18 protein-coding genes and 2 tRNA genes are annotated in these 18,740 nt (G+C 46.1%); 13 read left to right on the top strand and 7 right to left on the bottom strand.

Annotated elements, in window-relative coordinates:
- Window positions 1-6: 6 nt before the first annotated feature.
- The gene (pgi, locus tag B6A14_RS08985) at window positions 7-1,500 is read right to left on the bottom strand and encodes a glucose-6-phosphate isomerase (RefSeq protein WP_087910116.1); all 1,494 of its coding nucleotides are present in this window, start codon (window positions 1,498-1,500) and stop codon (window positions 7-9) included.
- A gap of 99 nt (window positions 1,501-1,599) precedes the next feature.
- Between pgi and B6A14_RS08980 the strand changes: the two genes are divergently transcribed.
- Window positions 1,600-2,736: an NAD(P)/FAD-dependent oxidoreductase gene (locus B6A14_RS08980; RefSeq protein ID WP_087910115.1), complete on the top strand. Its 1,137-nt coding sequence runs from the start codon at window positions 1,600-1,602 to the stop codon at window positions 2,734-2,736.
- A gap of 34 nt (window positions 2,737-2,770) precedes the next feature.
- Window positions 2,771-2,860, top strand: a tRNA-Ser gene (locus B6A14_RS08975).
- A gap of 321 nt (window positions 2,861-3,181) precedes the next feature.
- Here the strand turns inward: B6A14_RS08975 and B6A14_RS08970 are convergent.
- Both B6A14_RS08970 and B6A14_RS08965 read right to left on the bottom strand, forming a co-directional pair.
- Window positions 3,182-4,414 carry a patatin-like phospholipase family protein gene (locus B6A14_RS08970; RefSeq protein ID WP_087910114.1) on the bottom strand — a complete coding sequence of 411 codons (1,233 nt, stop codon included), beginning with the start codon at window positions 4,412-4,414 and terminating at the stop codon, window positions 3,182-3,184.
- A gap of 72 nt (window positions 4,415-4,486) precedes the next feature.
- Window positions 4,487-5,716 carry a CaiB/BaiF CoA transferase family protein gene (locus B6A14_RS08965; RefSeq protein ID WP_087910113.1) on the bottom strand — a complete coding sequence of 410 codons (1,230 nt, stop codon included), beginning with the start codon at window positions 5,714-5,716 and terminating at the stop codon, window positions 4,487-4,489.
- Window positions 5,717-5,793: 77 nt separating this feature from the next.
- On the opposite strand from B6A14_RS08965, the gene B6A14_RS08960 reads away from it, so the two are divergent.
- Window positions 5,794-6,783 (top strand): Bug family tripartite tricarboxylate transporter substrate binding protein, encoded by a 990-nt coding sequence (locus tag B6A14_RS08960; protein ID WP_087910112.1) that lies wholly within the window; start codon window positions 5,794-5,796, stop codon window positions 6,781-6,783.
- Window positions 6,784-6,792: 9 nt separating this feature from the next.
- Window positions 6,793-7,590, top strand: coding sequence for an enoyl-CoA hydratase/isomerase family protein (locus tag B6A14_RS08955; protein ID WP_087910111.1), 798 nt, complete (start codon window positions 6,793-6,795; stop codon window positions 7,588-7,590).
- A gap of 34 nt (window positions 7,591-7,624) precedes the next feature.
- Here the strand turns inward: B6A14_RS08955 and hemW are convergent, their stop codons facing one another.
- The 3 genes from hemW to rph are packed head-to-tail and all read right to left on the bottom strand — an operon-like array spanning window position 7,625 to window position 10,141.
- Window positions 7,625-8,806, bottom strand: coding sequence for a radical SAM family heme chaperone HemW (gene hemW, locus B6A14_RS08950; RefSeq protein WP_087910110.1), 1,182 nt, complete (start codon window positions 8,804-8,806; stop codon window positions 7,625-7,627).
- 5 nt (window positions 8,807-8,811) lie between these two features.
- Window positions 8,812-9,402, bottom strand: coding sequence for an RdgB/HAM1 family non-canonical purine NTP pyrophosphatase (rdgB, locus tag B6A14_RS08945; protein ID WP_087910109.1), 591 nt, complete (start codon window positions 9,400-9,402; stop codon window positions 8,812-8,814).
- A 7-nt stretch (window positions 9,403-9,409) separates the two neighbouring features.
- Window positions 9,410-10,141: a ribonuclease PH gene (rph, locus tag B6A14_RS08940; RefSeq protein WP_087910108.1), complete on the bottom strand. Its 732-nt coding sequence runs from the start codon at window positions 10,139-10,141 to the stop codon at window positions 9,410-9,412.
- 53 nt (window positions 10,142-10,194) lie between these two features.
- On the opposite strand from rph, the gene B6A14_RS08935 reads away from it, so the two are divergent.
- The 4 genes from B6A14_RS08935 to B6A14_RS08920 are packed head-to-tail and all read left to right on the top strand — an operon-like array spanning window position 10,195 to window position 14,455.
- Window positions 10,195-11,133 (top strand): YicC/YloC family endoribonuclease, encoded by a 939-nt coding sequence (locus B6A14_RS08935; RefSeq protein WP_087910107.1) that lies wholly within the window; start codon window positions 10,195-10,197, stop codon window positions 11,131-11,133.
- Between the two features lie 16 nt (window positions 11,134-11,149).
- A complete protein-coding gene (gene gmk, locus B6A14_RS08930) occupies window positions 11,150-11,788 on the top strand; it encodes a guanylate kinase (protein WP_087910106.1) in 639 nt (212 codons plus the stop codon).
- Between the two features lie 45 nt (window positions 11,789-11,833).
- The gene (rpoZ, locus tag B6A14_RS08925; protein WP_011902918.1) at window positions 11,834-12,037 is read left to right on the top strand and encodes a DNA-directed RNA polymerase subunit omega; all 204 of its coding nucleotides are present in this window, start codon (window positions 11,834-11,836) and stop codon (window positions 12,035-12,037) included.
- Window positions 12,038-12,052: 15 nt separating this feature from the next.
- The gene (locus B6A14_RS08920) at window positions 12,053-14,455 is read left to right on the top strand and encodes a RelA/SpoT family protein (protein ID WP_087910105.1); all 2,403 of its coding nucleotides are present in this window, start codon (window positions 12,053-12,055) and stop codon (window positions 14,453-14,455) included.
- A 14-nt stretch (window positions 14,456-14,469) separates the two neighbouring features.
- Here B6A14_RS08920 and greB read toward each other — a convergent pair whose 3' ends face one another.
- Window positions 14,470-14,970: a transcription elongation factor GreB gene (gene greB, locus B6A14_RS08915; protein WP_087910104.1), complete on the bottom strand. Its 501-nt coding sequence runs from the start codon at window positions 14,968-14,970 to the stop codon at window positions 14,470-14,472.
- 18 nt (window positions 14,971-14,988) lie between these two features.
- Between greB and B6A14_RS08910 the strand changes: the two genes are divergently transcribed.
- From B6A14_RS08910 to B6A14_RS08890, 5 genes are all read left to right on the top strand, one after another.
- Window positions 14,989-15,065: transfer RNA gene (locus tag B6A14_RS08910), tRNA-Arg, on the top strand.
- 162 nt (window positions 15,066-15,227) lie between these two features.
- Window positions 15,228-16,391 carry an ABC transporter permease gene (locus tag B6A14_RS08905; RefSeq protein WP_087910103.1) on the top strand — a complete coding sequence of 388 codons (1,164 nt, stop codon included), beginning with the start codon at window positions 15,228-15,230 and terminating at the stop codon, window positions 16,389-16,391.
- Window positions 16,391-17,158: an ABC transporter ATP-binding protein gene (locus B6A14_RS08900; protein WP_087910102.1), complete on the top strand. Its 768-nt coding sequence runs from the start codon at window positions 16,391-16,393 to the stop codon at window positions 17,156-17,158. Before B6A14_RS08905 ends, B6A14_RS08900 begins: the two co-directional genes overlap by 1 nt.
- Window positions 17,155-18,087, top strand: a complete 933-nt coding sequence (locus B6A14_RS08895; RefSeq protein ID WP_087910101.1) for an MlaD family protein — start codon at window positions 17,155-17,157, stop codon at window positions 18,085-18,087. Before B6A14_RS08900 ends, B6A14_RS08895 begins: the two co-directional genes overlap by 4 nt.
- Window positions 18,087-18,710 (top strand): PqiC family protein, encoded by a 624-nt coding sequence (locus B6A14_RS08890; protein ID WP_236635702.1) that lies wholly within the window; start codon window positions 18,087-18,089, stop codon window positions 18,708-18,710. Before B6A14_RS08895 ends, B6A14_RS08890 begins: the two co-directional genes overlap by 1 nt.
- Window positions 18,711-18,740: the final 30 nt, after the last annotated feature.

The raw sequence follows: 18,740 nt of genomic DNA, 5'->3' as shown, positions 1-18,740 counted from the left end.
AATGACTCAAGACTGGTTAAAAAGATTAATACGGGCGGCAGTAGTTGCATCGATGCTGTCATCTGCTTGTACAGTCACCCCATTTTTAAGTGCTAGCTCAATGGGCTTAGCAAGCACTTTTCCTAGCTCAACGCCAGGTTGATCAAAGCTATTGATATTCCAAATTGCGCCCAACGCGGTAGTGCGATTTTCATAAAGCGCCAATAATGCGCCAAGATAAAAAGCATTGAGCTTAGGAAGAATCAACAAATTGCTAGGGCGTTTTCCAGGATAGGTATTGTTAGGATTATCTGTTTTCTTACCATTCGCCAAAGCCTGTGCTTGAGCTAGGCAATTCGATAGCAAAATACGGTGATGTGCTTTAGCTTCCGCAAGATGACTCATCGGTTCGCGAATCGCAATGAAGTCAATCGGAATCACATCTAAACCTTGATGCAATAGTTGAAAGTATGAATGCTGGGCATTACTGCCAGAGCTACCAAACACGACAGGGCAAGAATATTTGATTGGCATACCGTCTTTATCAACGCTTTTACCATTGCTCTCCATGTCCAGTTGTTGCAACCACTTCGGAAACCAATCTAAAGCATCGGCATATGGAATCACCGCATAGGATTTAATGCGATGCTTCTTTTGTTGATAAATCAGCGCAAGCGCCATGATGACAGGAAGATTTTCTTCGAGAGGCGCTGACATAAAATGCTGATCCATAAACTGTGCACCGGCCAGAAACTCTTTAAACGTATCGAATCCATATTGCAAGGCTATTGGGAGGCCAACGGCAGACCACACAGAGTAGCGACCACCAACCCAATCCCAAAATGGATAAATATTATCTTTAGCAATTCCAAATTCTTGGGCAGCTGCTACGTTTGCAGTTACGGCAAATAAGGCCTGAGTAATCTGAACATCATTGCGACCGCTATCTTTAAGCCATTTCACCACTGCTTTGGCGTTCATCGTGGTCTCTAGCGTAGTAAATGACTTAGAGACAATGATGACGCGGGTGCTATTGGGATGTGCGCGATGCAGTATGCGATTTAGTTCCGCTGTATCAATATTGGCCAGAAAGTGCATGCGCATACCGCGACTATCAATATCGGGTACGTGTGCTAATGCCTCAATTGCGAGACGAGGACCAAAATCAGATCCTCCAATCCCAATATGAATGACATCGGTTACACCAACCCATTTGTTGCATAAACCTTCGATGCGATGCCAAACATCCGCTACTTCAGGCATAACATCCTGACCATTCACGAATACAGGTTTTTTATCTAAATTTCTGAGAGCGGAATGGAGGGCGGGGCGATTTTCTGAGGTATTGACCGCTTTGCCGGCAAATAGGTCCTCAATAAATTGCTCTAAATGAGACTCTCTGGCCTGGCGAAAAAGGGATTTCCAGCTTTTGCTATCAATACCTTGATAGGCAGTATCTAGAGCGATATCCTGGGCGCAAAATACGGAATGAAGGCTCTCTTTAGCCGGTTTTGGAGACATATGTAGATTTTATCAAGAAGCACCTCAAAACCCACTAAAACATTGAAAATGTTACGATTTCAGCATATTCAAAGATAAATAAAGCCCTAGGACGGATAAATGGAGCGGGTTGACTGTGTAGTCGTCGGTGCAGGAGTGATTGGCCTTGCAATCGCCAGAGAAATGGCCCTACAGGGTCGAGAGACGATTCTATTGGAGCGAGAGAGCGCCTTTGGCACCATCAGCAGTGCCCGCAATAGTGAGGTCATTCATGCTGGCATTTATTACCCAAAGGACTCACTTAAGGCCAAACTTTGTGTAGAGGGCAATCGTCTGCTCTACGAATACTGTCGCAGCCATCAGGTGGCAACAAGACCTTATGGCAAGCTGATTGTTGCAAGCGATGAAACTCAAATGAATGATCTCCAGGCTATTTTTTATAAGGCTCAAAATAACGGCGTTCCTGAGATCAAAATGATTTCAGAAAGGGAGGCAAAAACGCTTGAGCCTAATCTGAAATGTTTCGCTGCAATATTGTCATCTTCGACTGGTATCGTAGATAGCCATGGATTTATGTTGTCCTTATTGGGCGGATTTGAGGATGCTGGCGGAATGGTTGCTTATCAATCACCACTCATCGGCGCTAGGCCAATCGGACAAAATGCACGAAATGGATTCGAGTTGGAAATTGGTGGTCCAGATGGCATGCAATTACAAACCAAGTTTTTAATTAATTGCGCTGGTATGAGCGCACCTGCAATTGCGCAAAAGATTGAGGATTTAAACCCAGACCAAATCCCCAAAGCCTATTTTGCAAAAGGAAACTACTTTTCACTGTCCGGTAAATCACCGTTCACCCATTTGATCTATCCGATTCCCGAGCCTGGTGGTCTTGGCGTCCATCTCACTTTAGATATGGGTGGGCAAGCGAAGTTTGGTCCCGATGTGGAATGGTTAGAAATCGATGAGGAAGATCAAATCGATTACACGGTCAATCCAAAGCGGGGGGATGGCTTTTATGAAGCCGTAAGAAGGTATTGGCCCGGCCTAAAGGACAACGCATTACAGCCTGATTATTCAGGTGTGAGGGCCAAAATAGTACCGCCAAACACACCTGCAGGAGACTTTTGTTTTAACTCTCCACAAGACCATGGTCTCCAGGGTCTCTATAACTTGTATGGCTTTGAGTCCCCAGGATTAACCTCCAGCCTAGCAATTGCCAATCATTTAGAGGGGCTCATCAAAAGTTCTCTATAATCTGTGGCTTGAATCAACCGGGATTCACATCAAAGGAAGAGTGGCAGAGCGGTTGAATGCACCAGTCTTGAAAACTGGCGAGGATGAAAGTCCTCCGTGAGTTCGAATCTCACCTCTTCCGCCACAGATGTATGTAGATAAAGCCCTAACGGGCCTTTTTCTTTTATACATACCTAAAAACATACCTATTGATCTTCAAATCTTTCCCTTGAGTACCAAAGGCATCAGTGAATCTATTTTCTATAACTTCTGACTTTGGAATTATTGGCTTTGATCTACTCTAGGAATTCTGTTGGGTAAATTTCTTGCGCTACTATTTATTAGTGTGGGGGCTTGGATTACTTTTCAGCATATATTCTTGGTTAAATAAACCAATTCTCGATTCCGGTTCTTTTTTAATGTGGCCAAACCCCAGCTGATTGACTGAGGTTTTTCTTGGGAGTCTTTACTTCTTGTTGCCTGCTTTATTCAGAATCATTTTCTCGCCATCGGTATCAAACGCACCACTAAAGCCTGGCGGGTATTTACTCCACTGATATCCTTTTACAGCATGCTCATAGCCATATTGGAATAGAGCATTCATATACTTGGTATCGAACTCTTCTCGGTGAGGTTCATTAAAGTCTGATCCGATATAGGCCAAATTGAATCCAACATTATCCGCCTTAGTCATTGTATAAATGCGATAGAGATCACCAATACCTTGGGTTTGAATCAATTGAGAAATCGCCCGACCTGCAACACTTAACGTACTACGCTGAGTCTCATTCCAGCGAGGGTCTAGCCTTGAGTTACGGATGATGTAAGCCTGGCGACTGTTGCGTCGCCGAATATCTAATTCAATCGCCTTCTGCGCGGCAGCAGAGGGGTATAAAAATACCTGTGTACTAGCTCCGCCATCTACATGCATTTCTTGAAAAGCTTGTGAGTCCACTAAAAAATCAAACATTACCGGCGAGAATGCGCCTGGAATGGAGGCAGAAGCAAGCATGATGCGGCGAAAGAGTTCTAGTGCCTCGGGTGTGCCAACACTAGCAATACGACCCATATTCCAGACTACAGGCACGCCTGCATCAATATTGGTCGTGCCGATCAATAACCAGCGGCCATTGGTGTTGTATTCATAGGCAATTTTCTTGAGAAAGTCTGCATCAACATATTTAGAAATCAGTTGATATAGGGGTGTAGAGTCTGCCAAGCCATCGCTAAATATCCCCGAGATAATGCCGCGCTCTACAAAAATATCCTTGGGCTGGATATTGGTGTAGACATTCCGCAGAGCTGGGTCATATTCTTTTCCCAGATAGGCAAATGGAGCGATTAATGCACCGGTACTAATTCCGGTAACTAAATTGAAGTTGGGTCTAGTGCCTTGCTTAGACCAGCCGACTAAAAGACCTGCGCCAAAAGCGCCATCATCCCCGCCACCAGAAAGGGCTAAATAGTTAGCATCACCAGTAAAGGCATTCTTACCGCGGGACTGCTCCAAAAGTATCACGTCATTCACCATGGCATCTACCCCAGACTGCGTAGATATCAGGTAACGAACACTTGGCAATCCAGCAATTTGCGCTTTACTCATTGCTTGGGCAGGAACAGCAGATTTGCGCTCTAGGGAAGAGCAGCCTAGCAAGGCAAGGGAGAGGGTAAGACAGGTTATCAGTGAACGAAGGCGCATATATCTTTTAGTTAAATTTAGTATCTAGGATAAGGTAATTACTGTAGGCAAATAAGCTTGCACTAGGGCTACTTAAGGTGCAAATGCGCCACCCGCTTCTAAGGCTTTGAGTTCATCACCAGCAATTCCTAGTTCAGCAAGCACTTCGCCAGTGTGCTCACCCAGTAATGGCGGGTGCTTGCGTACCTGTTGCGGAGTGCCCATCATCTTGACGGCAAAGCCAATATTGGGAATGGTGCCTTCAATTGGATGATCAATTTCCATACGCATGTTGCGATGACGGCCATGTTCGCTATCAAACGCCTCTGGGTAGGTATTGATTGGGCCTGCTGGAATACCTGCAGCCAATAGATCATCAACCCACTCATGACTGGTTCTAGTGACAAACGTTTTTTCTAGTTCAGTAGCGAGCTCTAAGCGATTGGCTAAACGTAGCGGATTGGTTTTAAAGCGAGCGTCTTCAAATAGCTCAGGATGGCCAATTTTGTCGCAAAGTAGTTTCCACAATTTCTGGTTAGTAGCACCCATCACAAAATACCCATCAGAAGCTTTCATGGCTTGGTAGGGGGCACTCATATGATTTGCGGTTCCCAGCTTATAAGGCTCAACCCCAGTGCCCCAGTATTGCGCGGTATCCCAAATAGAAAAGGCTAAAGCGGAGTCAAATAAGGAGGCATCTATAAATTGCCCTTCGCCCGATTTCGTTTTACCAATATAGGCGGATAGGATTCCGTAAACAGCAAACAGGGCACAACCAATATCCGCTACCGGAACACCTGCTTTGACGGGTGGACCATCAGGATAGCCGGTCACACTCATCACGCCAGACATCGCTTGTGCCATCAAATCAAAACCAGGCCGGTCTGCCCAGGGGCCACTTTGCCCAAAACCCGAGATGCTGGCATAGACCAAGCCAGGATTAATGGCTTGAAGAGTGGGGTAATCAATCCCCAGTTTTTTCATGACACCTGGTCGATAGTTCTCCACCAGAATATCGGCAGTCTTCACCAATTCAAAAAAGACCTTCTTGCCCGCATCAGTTTTGAGATTGAGGGTCAAGCTACGCTTATTGCGATTCATATTCAAAAAGCCCATGCTATCCGAGCCCTTCATCTTGAAACCCATAGCTCCCCGAGTTTGATCACCAGCACCAGGAGGCTCGATCTTGATGACATCTGCACCAAGGTCAGCCAAGAGCATGCAGCAGTAGGGGCCAGCCATGACTTGACTAACGTCCAGTACCCTTACTCCAGCGAGGGGTAAAGGCCTAGAAGAAGGCTTAGAAGTAGGTGTTTTCGTCATTGTCTCAATGGTTTTTATATGTTTAGAATGAATGTCTAATAGTATCAAACACAATTAAAACAAGATTTGGAGACTGTATGTTGATTCAATTACCAAAGTTGGCTGTTCGTAGCCTGATTGCTGTAACGCTGACTTGCTCATCATTCTTTGCATTCGCCCAGCAAACCTATCCCGCAAAACCAATTCGCTTAATTGTTGGTTTCGCACCTGGTGGCGGTACTGATATTGTTGCGCGCGCCATTGCACCGAAGATGAGCGAGCTCTTGGGCCAAAGTATCATTATTGAAAATAAATCCGGTGCGGCTGGAACTATTGGTGCTGATTTGGTGGCCAAATCGAACCCTGATGGTTACACCTTACTCATGGGGCACTCCAATTCAAATGCGATCGCACCATTTGTATTGACAAACGTTCCATACAATCCAGCGACAGACTTTACGCCGATTACTTACTTAGGCTATGTGCCAAACGTGTTGGTTGTTAAATCATCATTGCCTGTGAACTCAGTAGCGCAATTGATTTCACTTGCTAAATCTAATCCAGGGCAGATGACTTATGGTTCCTCTGGTATTGGTAGCACCCAGCATTTGGCGGGCGCTCTCTTTTCGAAAATTGCCGGCATCTCCATTAATCACGTTCCTTACAAGGGCAGTGGCCAAGCGATTATCGATTTACTCGGTGGCCAGATCACGATGAACTTTGATACTTTGCCGCCAAACTTGCAGCAAATTAATCAGGGCGGCCTCAAAGCATTGGCGATCTCTACTCCAAAACGTTTATCTATTCTTCCAAATGTGCCAACCTTTAACGAAGTTGGAATTGTTGGATTTGATGTGACCAATTGGTATTCCGTGATGGGACCCAAAGGCATGGATCCAGCAGTGGTGAACAGGATTGATCAAGCAGTTAAATCTGCAATGGCAGATCCACAGATCAAGAAGACGCTAGATTCACAGGGATTGCAGCCTGAAGGACCAACAACTCCTGCAGCCTTTAGTCTTTTCCTTGCAGGTGAACTTGCTAAATACCAGCGCTTAGTCAAGAGCTTAAATATTAAGGCTGAATAAGCTTTATTCATGACGCAAAAGGATTTAGAGGCTAAGGTCGCGCAAGTCACGGTCGAGTTGCGCGACAAGATTGCTTATGTCACTTTTGATCATGTAGCAGCTCGCAATGCCATGACGGTTGGCATGTATGAAAGCCTTAAATCTATTTGTCTGGACATTGCCAAGAATCCTGCGATTCGTGTGGCCATCTTTCGTGGGGCAGGTGGCAAGTCTTTTGTCTCTGGCAGTGACATCGCGCAATTCACCAGTTTTAAAGATGGTGAAGATGGGGTGCGTTACGAAGAAGCCATACATGACTATCTCAACCCTTTGGCATCATTGCCGATTTCAACCATCGCAGTGATTGATTGCATGGCAGTAGGTGGTGGCTTGGCCATTGCAACTTGTTGTGATTTCAGAATCTCCACGCCAGATGCCAAGTTTGGCGTACCGATTGCCAGAACCTTGGGCAATTGCCTCTATCCTGGCAATATCGCCTGGTTGGCTGCCCATATGGGTATGAATATCGTCAGGCGTATGCTTTTGCTTGCTGAAATGGTTTCCGCTCATGAACTCAATACGCAAGGTTACTTATTAGCTACCTATGATCAAGAACAGCTTGGTCAAGAGGCGGACGCCTTGGCTGAGCGCTTATTAAAACTCGCCCCCATTACGCAAAAAGCGAGCAAGCTGGCGATGGCCAGAATCATTGCTAGTCAGCTGCCGGATTGCCAGGATCTGATTCGGGAAACCTATGGCAGTGATGATTTTAAAAATGGCGTTGCTTCCTTTTTAAAGGGCGAGCCACCTGTTTGGACTGGCAAATAAATCAATAAGTCATTATCGGTAACCCGAAAGTAACTTAGTCCAAGAACATTTCTTGGAGATTATTCAGGTAGCGTAGACCCAAAGTAGTTGGCTTTAACTTGCTTGGATTCTCATCTAGCAAACCTTTTTTGCTTGCCTCATCCAGGCTCTGGCTAATGAGGCTCAAAGGCAGGCCAGTACGCTCACTAAAGGTGTTGGTATCAACGCCATCGGTAAGCCTAAGAGCGTTCAGCATGAACTCAAAAGGAAGATCTTTAACGGCAAGTTCGCGAGACTCAATCAGGGCATTGCCTTTGGTCTCCATCGCTTGCATATAGGTTTCGGGGTGGCGCTCTCGAACTTGGCGAGTAATCTTTCCCGGATAAGAAATCTTGCCATGGGCGCCGGCGCCAATGCCGATGTAATCACCAAAGCGCCAGTAGTTTAGGTTATGTTTGCATTCCTGATCTTTCTTGGCATAAGCAGAAACTTCATACCGCTTATAGCCCGCTTTCATCAGAAGTTCTAAGTTCTGCTCGAAGATGGCATCAATCTCATCATCACTTGGTAACTTCGGAGGAAAGTTAGCAAAGTAAGTATTAGGCTCAAGCGTGAGGTTGTACAAAGAGAGATGAGGTGTCTGAAAAGAAAGCGCAGTCTCAATATCCGATCTTGCCGCCTCAAGACTTTGATTAGGCAGTCCATACATTAGATCTAAATTAACGGACTTAAAGTGATCAAGTGCAATCTGTACGGCACGTTTTGCTTCAGTACCATTGTGGATGCGGCCCAGTGCTTTAAGTTGCTCATCCTGAAAGCTCTGAATACCTAAAGAAACCCGATTAACTCCTGCCTTGGCAAAGCCTGCCAACTTATCAGCTTCCACGGATCCTGGATTGGCTTCCATCGTAATCTCCGCATCGGGCTCTAAATTGATGCGGGCGCGAACAGCACACAGTAGCTGATCCATGCCGGCAGCAGATAAGAGGCTGGGTGTGCCACCGCCAATAAAGATGCTGTGCACTTGGCGACCCCAGGTATTTGGCAGCTCGGTTTCAAGATCGGCAATGAGAGCATGAATATACCGTTGCTCATCAAAGCCGCCTAAGGAATTAGAAGCGGGTTCTTTAATTTGGTGGGAGTTGAAATCACAGTAAGGACATTTCTTTTCACACCAGGGAAAGTGAATATACAAAGCCAAGGGTGGCAATGCAGTAAAGGTGGGCTGATTGAGCACGGTAATTAAAAGCGAGCCTGCAATTGACGAATAAGCTCCCGCAGAGCTTGGCCACGATGGCTGATTAAGTTCTTTTGCGCAGGATCGAGTTCGGCAGCCGTCTTACCGAGTTCTGGAAGAAAAAAATGCGGATCATAACCAAAGCCATTGCTCCCTTTAGCTTGATCCACAATAATTCCATGCCAGCTAGCTTCAACAATCAAGGGATTTGGATCATCGGCGCTATTGATGAAGACAAGGGCGCAAACATAATGTGCGCTTCGATCGGATCGATTGCTTAATTCAGTAATGAGTTTTTGATTATTGGCAGCATCATTTGCATACTCACCAGCATAGCGCGCGGAGTAAACACCGGGTCTACCATCGAGAGCATGAGCACAAATACCGGAGTCATCTGCTAGCGCTGGTAAACCACTAGCGCTACTGGCATGACGTGCCTTAGCTAGAGCATTCTCAACAAAGGTGTGGAAGGGCTCTTCTGCTGATGGAATGCCAAGCGCCCCTTGCGGAATTACTTCAAAATGTAAGGGCGCCAAAAGCGCCTGAAACTCTTTGACCTTGCCAGCATTATTAGAAGCGAGAACAAGCTTTTGCATTGATGTTTTACTTCAACGCTTCAATTTGCAGTTGGGTCAGCTCGTGGATGCCTTGTTCAGCCAAGTCGAGTAGGGCGTTGAGCTCGCTTCTTGAAAAGGCCGCTCCCTCAGCGGTACCTTGCACTTCAATCATGCCGCCTTTACCAGTCATCACCACATTCATATCGGTATCGCAAGCAGAATCTTCGGGGTAATCTAAATCTAAAACGGGAGTGCCTTGATAAATACCAACGGAGATGGCAGCGACGCTATCAATAATTGGGTCTTGCGTGAGGGCGCCACTCTTAAGCAAATGATTAACTGCATCACGTGCTGCAACATAGGCTCCAGTAATTGAAGCGGTACGAGTGCCGCCGTCAGCCTGCAGGACATCGCAATCTAAGTGAATCGTGCGTTCCCCCAAAATTTGGAGATCAAAGACGCTACGCATAGCGCGACCAATGAGGCGCTGGATTTCTTGGGTACGGCCCGATTGTTTGCCACGTGCAGCTTCACGATCACTGCGGGTGTGAGTGGAGCGCGGGAGCATACCGTATTCAGCAGTAACCCAACCTTCGCCTGAACCTTTTTTATGTGGCGGCACCTTATCCAAAATGCTGGCAGTACATAGCACCTTGGTATCTCCAAAGGCGATTAGTACAGAACCTTCAGCGTGCTTAGTAAAGGCCCTAGAAATCGTGACAGGACGCAAGTCTTTGGGCTTACGGCCGCTTGGACGGGTGATAGATTGGGTGCTCATCGAATTTTGCCTAAAGGTTTGGGTTGGAACAAATAAGAATCTACAATGTCCATATGATATCGAGCATGACTGGTTATGGCAGCGCTTCTCGCCAAGTCTCTTTAGGAGCCGGCGTAGTTGCTGATCTGCAGGTGGAATGTCGGGCTGTGAATAGCCGCTTTCTGGATTTGGGTTTTCGTCTCCCAGACGAATGCCGTGGGGCAGAGCCTGCTTTGCGGGAGCTAGTAAGCCAAAGTCTCTCACGGGGTAAGGTGGAGTTTAGGGCTGCTTGGCGTATCAATAGCAATGGTGGGGCAGTCAAAGCCAATTCACAGGCCCTGGGCGCTCTCAATCAAGATCGCTTAGAGGCGCTCAAGGCTCTTCAAGCTCAGGCCCAGGAAACGTTTACTAATGCGAGAGAGTTAAGTGTTGCCGATGTATTACGTTGGCCCGGAGTAGTATCCGAGCCCCGTGGTGAGGAAGAAGGCTGGATTGCGGCTACGATTGAAGCTGGTAAAGCAGCCTTAACTGTCTTGATGGATAGTCGCAATGCTGAGGGCAAAGCCTTGGTTGGCGTTCTCACCAGCATCACCACCAAAATGCGTGAGATTGTAAAAGTGATCGAACCTAAAGTTCCTCAATATGTAGCGCAATATCAAGAAAAGCTTACCGAACGTTTGGCAGAAGCTTTAGCAGCCCAAGAACAAGGAAAGAGTTCCAGTGGATCTGGCACTGAGTTGATGGAGCGTATTCGTCAAGAAGTCGTTCTCTATGCAGTACGGATTGATGTTGCTGAAGAATTTGCCCGTCTCAAGACCCACCTGCAAGCGGTGGATACTGCTCTGGCAGGTAAAGGACCCGTCGGTAAGCGCTTAGATTTCTTGATGCAAGAGCTTAATCGTGAAGCAAATACCTTAAGTTCAAAGTCAGTTTCTGAAGAATGTACTCAGGCTGCCCTAGAGCTCAAGCTCTTGATTGAGCAAATGCGCGAACAAGTACAAAACCTAGAGTAATCCGTACAATTACTTTATGACCAATCCAAACCAGATCCCTTCATATCAAGGCAGCATGCTGATGATTGTTGCGCCATCTGGCGCAGGCAAATCTTCTTTAGTGGATGCTTTGTTAAAAGATGACCCGGGATTAAAACTATCTCTATCAACTACTACGCGAGCTCCAAGACCGGGAGAAGTGGATGGCAAAAATTATCGCTTCGTGTCAAAAGAAGAATTTATCCGCGAGAGAGATCAAAACCTCTTTTTAGAGTGGGCGGAAGTGCATGGCCATTTTTATGGAACATCCAAGCCTTGGATCGAATCTCAAATGGAAGCGGGCAGTGATGTCATGCTTGAGATCGATTGGCAAGGCGCACAACAGATTCGTCAATTGATTCCATCAGTTCAGTGGATCTTTATTTTTCCACCCTCGATTGCGGCTTTAGAAGAGCGCTTGCGTAAACGCGGGCAGGATGATGAAGCTACTATTCAGAGACGTTTGGCAGCTGCTCATGTTGAATTACAGCATGCCCATGAGGCTGACTTCATTGTGGTCAATGACTCCTTTGAGCAGGCCCTTATGGATCTTCAGCATATTTTGGCCTCTAGTCGCCTGCGTTCTGGGCCCAGCATGGCCAGAAATCCAGCCCTTTTGAAGCGTCTCGGGGTCTAATCAGTTATCCTATAGGTATTGAAGCTAAATTTAAGTGAGTTCAGGATGGCCCGTATTACTGTAGAAGATTGTCTTAAAACTATCCCAAATCGTTTTGAACTGGTTTTGGCTGCGACTTATCGTGCGCGTCAACTGGTTCAAGGTCACTCTCCACGTGTTGAGTCCAGAGATAAAGCGACAGTAGTTGCATTACGCGAAGTTGCTGCTGGTGTGACTGACCGTGACATGCTGACCAAAGTACCTTTGTAATTTAGGAGTTCCGGTGTGGAGCTCCCTTTAGGAACAGTCAGAACATCGGAATTAGTAGGAGGGGTCTCGCCTAGAGAGACTTCGCTTGGAGCATCCCAAGTTGATCTGTTGAATATCTCTTCAGACACATTAAAGCAAATCAATCAAGACGGCGGTAATAAATCAGTTCTAGCAACATTGCTAGCGCAATCAAGCCGCCATCTATTTGGGCCAACATCTGCGCCCATTACCCCCTTAAAACATCAAGTTGTTTCAACCGAGAACTTACTCTCGAAGCTTACTTATTTGAAGCCTGATGAAGTAGCACTAGTTAAAAAAGCATTTCAGTTTGCAGATACCGCTCACTTAGGGCAATACCGTCACAGTGGTGAGCCTTACATTACCCATCCAGTTGCAGTGGCTGAGTTGTGTGCAACTTGGCGCCTAGATGCGCCCTCGATCATGGCGGCCTTATTACATGATGTGATTGAAGATACCGGCTCGACTAAAGCTGACTTGGTTGAAAAGTTTGGTACTAAGGTTGCCGAGCTCGTAGAAGGCCTCACTAAGCTTGATAAATTAGAGTTCCAAAGCCATGCTGAAGCCCAAGCAGAGAGCTTTCGCAAAATGTTTATGGCGATGGCGCGTGATGTCCGAGTCATCTTAGTCAAGCTGGCTGACCGTACGCACAATATGCGTACCTTAGATGCTGTCCCGATGGAAAAGCGTCGTCGGGTTGCCGCAGAAACAATCGAAATCTATGCGCCTATTGCACATCGCTTAGGTTTGAACATCATTTACCGTGATTTACAGGATTTAAGTTTTCGGTATTCCATGCCAATGCGCTTTCGCGTCATTGAAGGTGCAGTAAAAAGGGCGCGTGGCAATCGTAAGGAAATCATTGAGAAGATTTTGCAAGCCTCGCGAATGTCTTTTGCTAAAGCCAATCTCGAAGTAGATCTACGTGGTCGAGAAAAGACGCTGTATAGCATCTATAACAAGATGCGTAGCAAGCATGTGAGTTTTTCTCAAGTTCTAGACGTATATGCCTTCCGTGTGACAGTGCATACCATTGATGAATGCTATCGCGCCTTGGGTATTTTGCATTCCCTCTACAAGCCAATGCCAGGCAAGTTTAAGGATTACATCGCGATTCCAAAGCTCAATGGCTATCAATCACTGCATACAACTTTATTGGGTCCATCAGGTGTTCCTGTGGAGTTCCAGATTCGTACAACGGATATGCATGCGGTCGCAGAGGCGGGGGTTGCTGCGCACTGGGCTTACAAGGATGGCTCACCGGACATGAGTGAGGTACAGAACCGCGCTCATCAGTGGTTACAGTCCTTGATTGATATTCAGGATAGCAGTGGCGATTCTCAAGAATTTTTAGAGCATGTCAAAATTGATTTGTTTCCTGATGCAGTCTATGTATTTACTCCAAAGGGGCAAATCAGAGCCTTACCTCGGGGCGCAACAGCACTAGACTTTGCATACTCCATTCATAGTGACCTTGGGAACAATTGTGTTGCTGTAAAAATTAACGGCCTGCAATTACCGCTGCGCAGCGAACTCAAGAATGGCGACATTATTGAGGTAGTGACTTCGGCAAACTCGCAGCCCAATCCTGGTTGGTTAGCCTTTGTACGGACCGGTAAAGCGCGCGCCTCTATACGACATTCCTTAAAAACAAAACATTACGCTGAATCTTTGCAATTGGGCGAACGCCTCTTGGCCAACGGTCTTCGACAGCAGGGTGTTGATGCTGCTTTGATTACCCCAGAGATTTGGGAAAAGTTGATGCATTGGACCGGTGATAAAACACGCGAAGAGGCCTGCGTCAATATTGCCTTAGGCAGAAGATCGCCTCAAGAACTCGCAATTCGTCTTAAGATCTTGATAGATGACGAAGGTGGCGGCGATCAAATGCGTTTGGGTGCTGCTGACTGGATAGCATCGACTACTGAAGTCAGTCACCATCAGCGCCAGGCAATCTTGGTAGATGGACGTGAAGGTAATTCCATTAGTTTTCAGACCTGCTGCCATCCGATACCAGGCGATAACATTATTGGTTATCTCGGTAAGGGTGAGGGTCTACAAGTACATACCAACGATTGCCCAGTTGCTCTGCGCATGCTGTCAAAGGATGGTGATAAGTGGGTCGAGGTAGAGTGGGGCAAGGAAGTTCATCGAGAGTTTGAAGTTGATTTAGCGATTGATACCCGTCAAGGTAAAGGTGTTCTAGCACGAGTTGCCAGTAGTGTCACCTCTGCGGATTCCAACATCATGAATGTATCGATGGAAGATCGCTACAAAGAAGACTCGGTCACTATTCGATTCACGATCCAGGTATATGATCGTTTGCATTTATCTAAGGTCATGCGCAGCCTACGCACCAACCATGATGTGATGCGAGTGACTCGCACTAGGGCGCTTTAAACCCCTAAATCATTCTAGAGATACTGGACGTCTAGTATTTCAATTTCACAAGGTCCGGTGGGGGTTTGGATTGACACGCAATCCCCTAATTTTGCTTTGATTAAAGCTTTAGCAATTGGTGATACCCAGCTGACGTGACCTTTCTCAAGATCAACCTCATCGACTCCCACAATTGTGATCACGGTTTCTTTTCCAGCATCTGGACCCTCTAGCGAGGAGTAGGTAACCGTAGCCCCGAAGAATACTTGCTCGGCATCAGCATCCCCATTTTTGCGGGCTAAATTGTCTACAACCACAGCAAATTCCAGTCTTTTATTGAGAAAGCGAATCCGGCGGTCAATCTCCCGAAGCCGCTTTTTGCCATATATATAGTCCCCATTTTCCGAACGGTCGCCATTGGAGGCGGCCCAGTGAACTACCTTTACTACCTCAGGCCGATCAAGGTTTAAGAGCTGCAGAAGCTCGGCTTTGATGCGTTCGTGGCCAGTGGGTGTAATGTAGTTTTTCTCTTCCATGGCATAATTATGGCTGTTGCGGCTGTAGCTCAGCTGGATAGAGTACTTGGCTACGAACCAAGGGGTCGTGGGTTCAATTCCTGCCAGCCGCACCATCTTATTGAGGGCCTAGTTGAAAAACTGGGCCCTTTTCACTTTCTCAAGCCCTTCATGAAGATCCCTTATAGTTGGGATTGGACGATTTCATGCTCTTAGCGAAATTGCCGTAATCACCCGTATTAGCACTTTAGAAGCCTACTAGAACCCCTTTTTTGATAATGACGACCAGTACCGATACCGCCACAGTAAATACTTCGATTGCGAAGTGGGTATTGGTCGACTCAGAGAATGCCAAGGTTTTGGTTACTGGCAAAGTGGATGTCTATTCACTAACAAATGTATGGACTCAAATACGCGAACAACAAGACGCTTGGTTAAAAAGTTCAGGTAGTCACTCATTGGTTTTTGACGCCACTCATATTGCATCGCTCGATGTCGCAGGAATTGCATTTTTAATTGACCTTGAAGAAGCGCAACAAAAATCAGGTGGCAAGTTTTCCATAGTGGGGCTAGATCCTAAATATGAACCATTGCTTAAAGAGTTCGACCCGATCGCTAATTTATTTCCAGTTCCCAAAGCGACTCTCAAGAGCGGTTTCATCATTGAAACTGGCAAAGTTACCCAGGCTTTATTAGACGATGCCAAAGGCCTCGTGACTTTCACTGGCCACCTAGCGGCTGATTTATTTTGGTCCTTGCGTAATCCAAATCAAGTGCGCTGGGGCGACTTTGTCAATGCGGCTGTTCAAGCAGGTATTGCCGCCTTACCAATCGTTGGTTTAGTGTCATTCCTCATTGGCGTTATTTTGTCTTTTCAGGCTGCTATCGGGATGAAGCAGTTTGGAGCAGTCTCTTTTGTTGGTCCTTTGGCGGCGCTGGGTATTGTGCGCGAGATGGGTCCCTTGATTACTGCAATCTTGCTTGCTGGTCGTTCATCAGCAGCTTTTGCTGCTGAGATTGGTACGATGACTGTAAATAGTGAAGTAGATGCATTGGTGACTGGTGGCCTGAGCCCAATTCGCTTCCTGGTAGTACCCCGTGTGCTTGCCGGAATTTTAGTCATGCCAGTCTTAACTTTATTTGCTGACATCGTGAGTATTTTTGCTTCTATGGTGACGATGCTGGCCTATGACATCCCATTCATTAATTTTTGGAATGGTATGGTGCAAACGGTGACTATTGAGGATATTGGCTCTGGATTGATTAAGGCAACCTTGTTTGGTGTTGTCGTATCTGCTGTTGGCTGTCTACGTGGCATGCAAACTGGCACTGGTGCAGCAGCTGTTGGCATCTCTGCTACTCGTGCGGTGGTCAGCAGCATTGTCATGATTGTGGTGGTGGACGGCATCTTTGCATACATCTCTTATAAGACAGGCTTCTAATGGACCAGAACGCACTTGCGATTGATGTTCAGAATTTGACCGTAGGTTATGGCTCAAATATTCTTTTGCAAAATCTCAACTTCTCGGTTAATTATGGTGAGATCTTTGTGATCTTGGGCGGTTCCGGTTGTGGAAAATCAAGCCTACTGAAAAATCTCTTTGGCCTATATGAGCCCATATCAGGCGATGTCCTCATTGAAGATATGAATATCACCACTGCAACTGGTGCGGAGCGCCAAAAGATTATGACTAGCTTTGGTGTGATGTATCAACAAGGTGCATTATTTGGCTCGATGAACTTGTTAGATAACGTGACGCTATTTATGCAGGAGTACACCGATCTCCAGCAAGAGCAGATGAATCTATTAGCGCGCTGTAAGTTAGATTTAGTAGGCCTATTGCCATATGAGAGCTATATGCCTAACGAAATTAGCGGTGGCATGCAAAAGCGTGCTGCCATTGCTAGAGCGATGGCTTTAGATCCTAAGATCTTATTCTTAGATGAGCCCTCTGCAGGTCTTGACCCCATTACTTCAGCAGATCTAGATAGTACGATCTTGGATCTTTCTAAGAATTTAGGAATTACGTTTGTGATTGTCTCGCATGAGTTAGCTAGTATTTATGCTATTGCAGACAAGGTCATTATGTTGGATAAGGCAAGCAAGGGCATCATTGCCCAGGGTGACCCGAAAGTACTAAGAGATACCAGTCCCGACCCTAGGGTCCATCAATTCTTCAATCGCATGATGAGCAAGGAAGCTGCATGAGTAATAATTCCAATCCAAATTATTTCCGTTTAGGCGTTTTTGTCCTTGCCGCGATCGGAGCGCTAATAGCAATTATTTTGGTCTTCGGATCAGGCCAATTGTTCCAAAAATCCTTTGTCGTAGAAACCTACTTGAAGCAGTCTGTTACTGGCCTTGATACTGGAGCTGCAGTTCGCTTTAGGGGGGTCAAGATTGGCCAAGTCACCATGATTGGATTATCTGGGGATATCTATGAAAAAGATATTCCCTTCGAGAAGCGTCTTCAATACGTAGTGATACGCATGCAAATCTTTGGGGATAAATTAACTAAGGATCAGATTGAAGACTTTATTAAAAATAATCTGCGGGCACGCGTGAAGTCGATGGGCATCACTGGCGTTAACTATGTTGAGTTTGATTTCACTAGCAGTAGTTCTGAATACACTCCACTTGCGTACTCTTGGGAACCTTCTGATCCAGTGATACCCTCGCTTCCTAGTCAAGCGGATGAAATTATTTCTGGATTGCAAAAATTTATCAGTACATTAAATCATGCAAATATTGAGGAAACGCAAAAGAAGTTTGATCAGCTGTTAGTTAATTTAAATACTTTGATGGCAGGTGATGGCAAAAGTCATGAAGGCCTTGTGCGCTCAGTCCAATCTCTCAATGTCATCATGGAGCGCCTTGCTAAGGTAACGGATAAGGAAGAGTTAAATATCCTCATGCGTGAATTGGTTGGGGCTATTGTTTCCTTGCGCCAAACCGTCACGAGCATTCAAGGGGACACTACCGCAACGATTGAAAATCTCAAGCAAACCACTGAGAATCTGAATGAGTTCAGCCGCATCGCTAGCCAATCCCCATCTAGTTTGATCTGGGGTGAGCTACCTGCAAAAATTGTGCTGCCGATGAATGGTACGCAAGAACAACCTGGAGTTCAAAAATAATGAAGCGCATTCTTCTTTCTGTCATAGTTTTGGGTTTATTTGCATGTTCATTACCAAGCCGAGCGCCTGTTACTCCAACTGCCTTTATGGTCAATCCAGAGCGCAGTGGTGAACCCCTCAAGAATCGCTCAAGCTTTTGGCTCAAAATTGGCTCTGTTTCTGTAGCGCCTCCATACGATGGTAGATCTTTGGTTTACCGCCTTGGTGATCAGCGTTTTGAAAAAGATTTTTACAACGTCTATACGACATTGCCAGCCGATATGATTTCGAATGCAGAGCGTCAATGGATTAACAAGTCGGGGATATTTTCTGCGGCAGTAGGGCAAAGCAATAGCTTCTTTCCGTATTACACCCTACAAGCAACCGTTAATGAATTCTATGGCGACTATCGTGTAAAGCCCGAAGCCGTAGTGAGCATCGAGTTTTTCTTGACCGTGACCAATAGCGGTAAAGGCAACCCCATAATTGGTAGTAATCGATATAGCAAACGTATTGCTTTAAAAGACAACACACCAGCAGCCTTGGTAATGGGCCAACAACAGGCTCTTGCAGAGATTTTTAAGGAATATGAGGTGCAACTAGATAAATATGCTGCCAATCTGCCCAAGCCCATGGGATATTGATCTAAAAGCAAATCTATATATAAAAAGTAC

Source organism: Polynucleobacter hirudinilacicola (assembly GCF_002192535.1).
GTDB lineage: Bacteria > Pseudomonadota > Gammaproteobacteria > Burkholderiales > Burkholderiaceae > Polynucleobacter > Polynucleobacter hirudinilacicola.
This window is presented reverse-complemented; position numbering and strand designations above follow the sequence as displayed.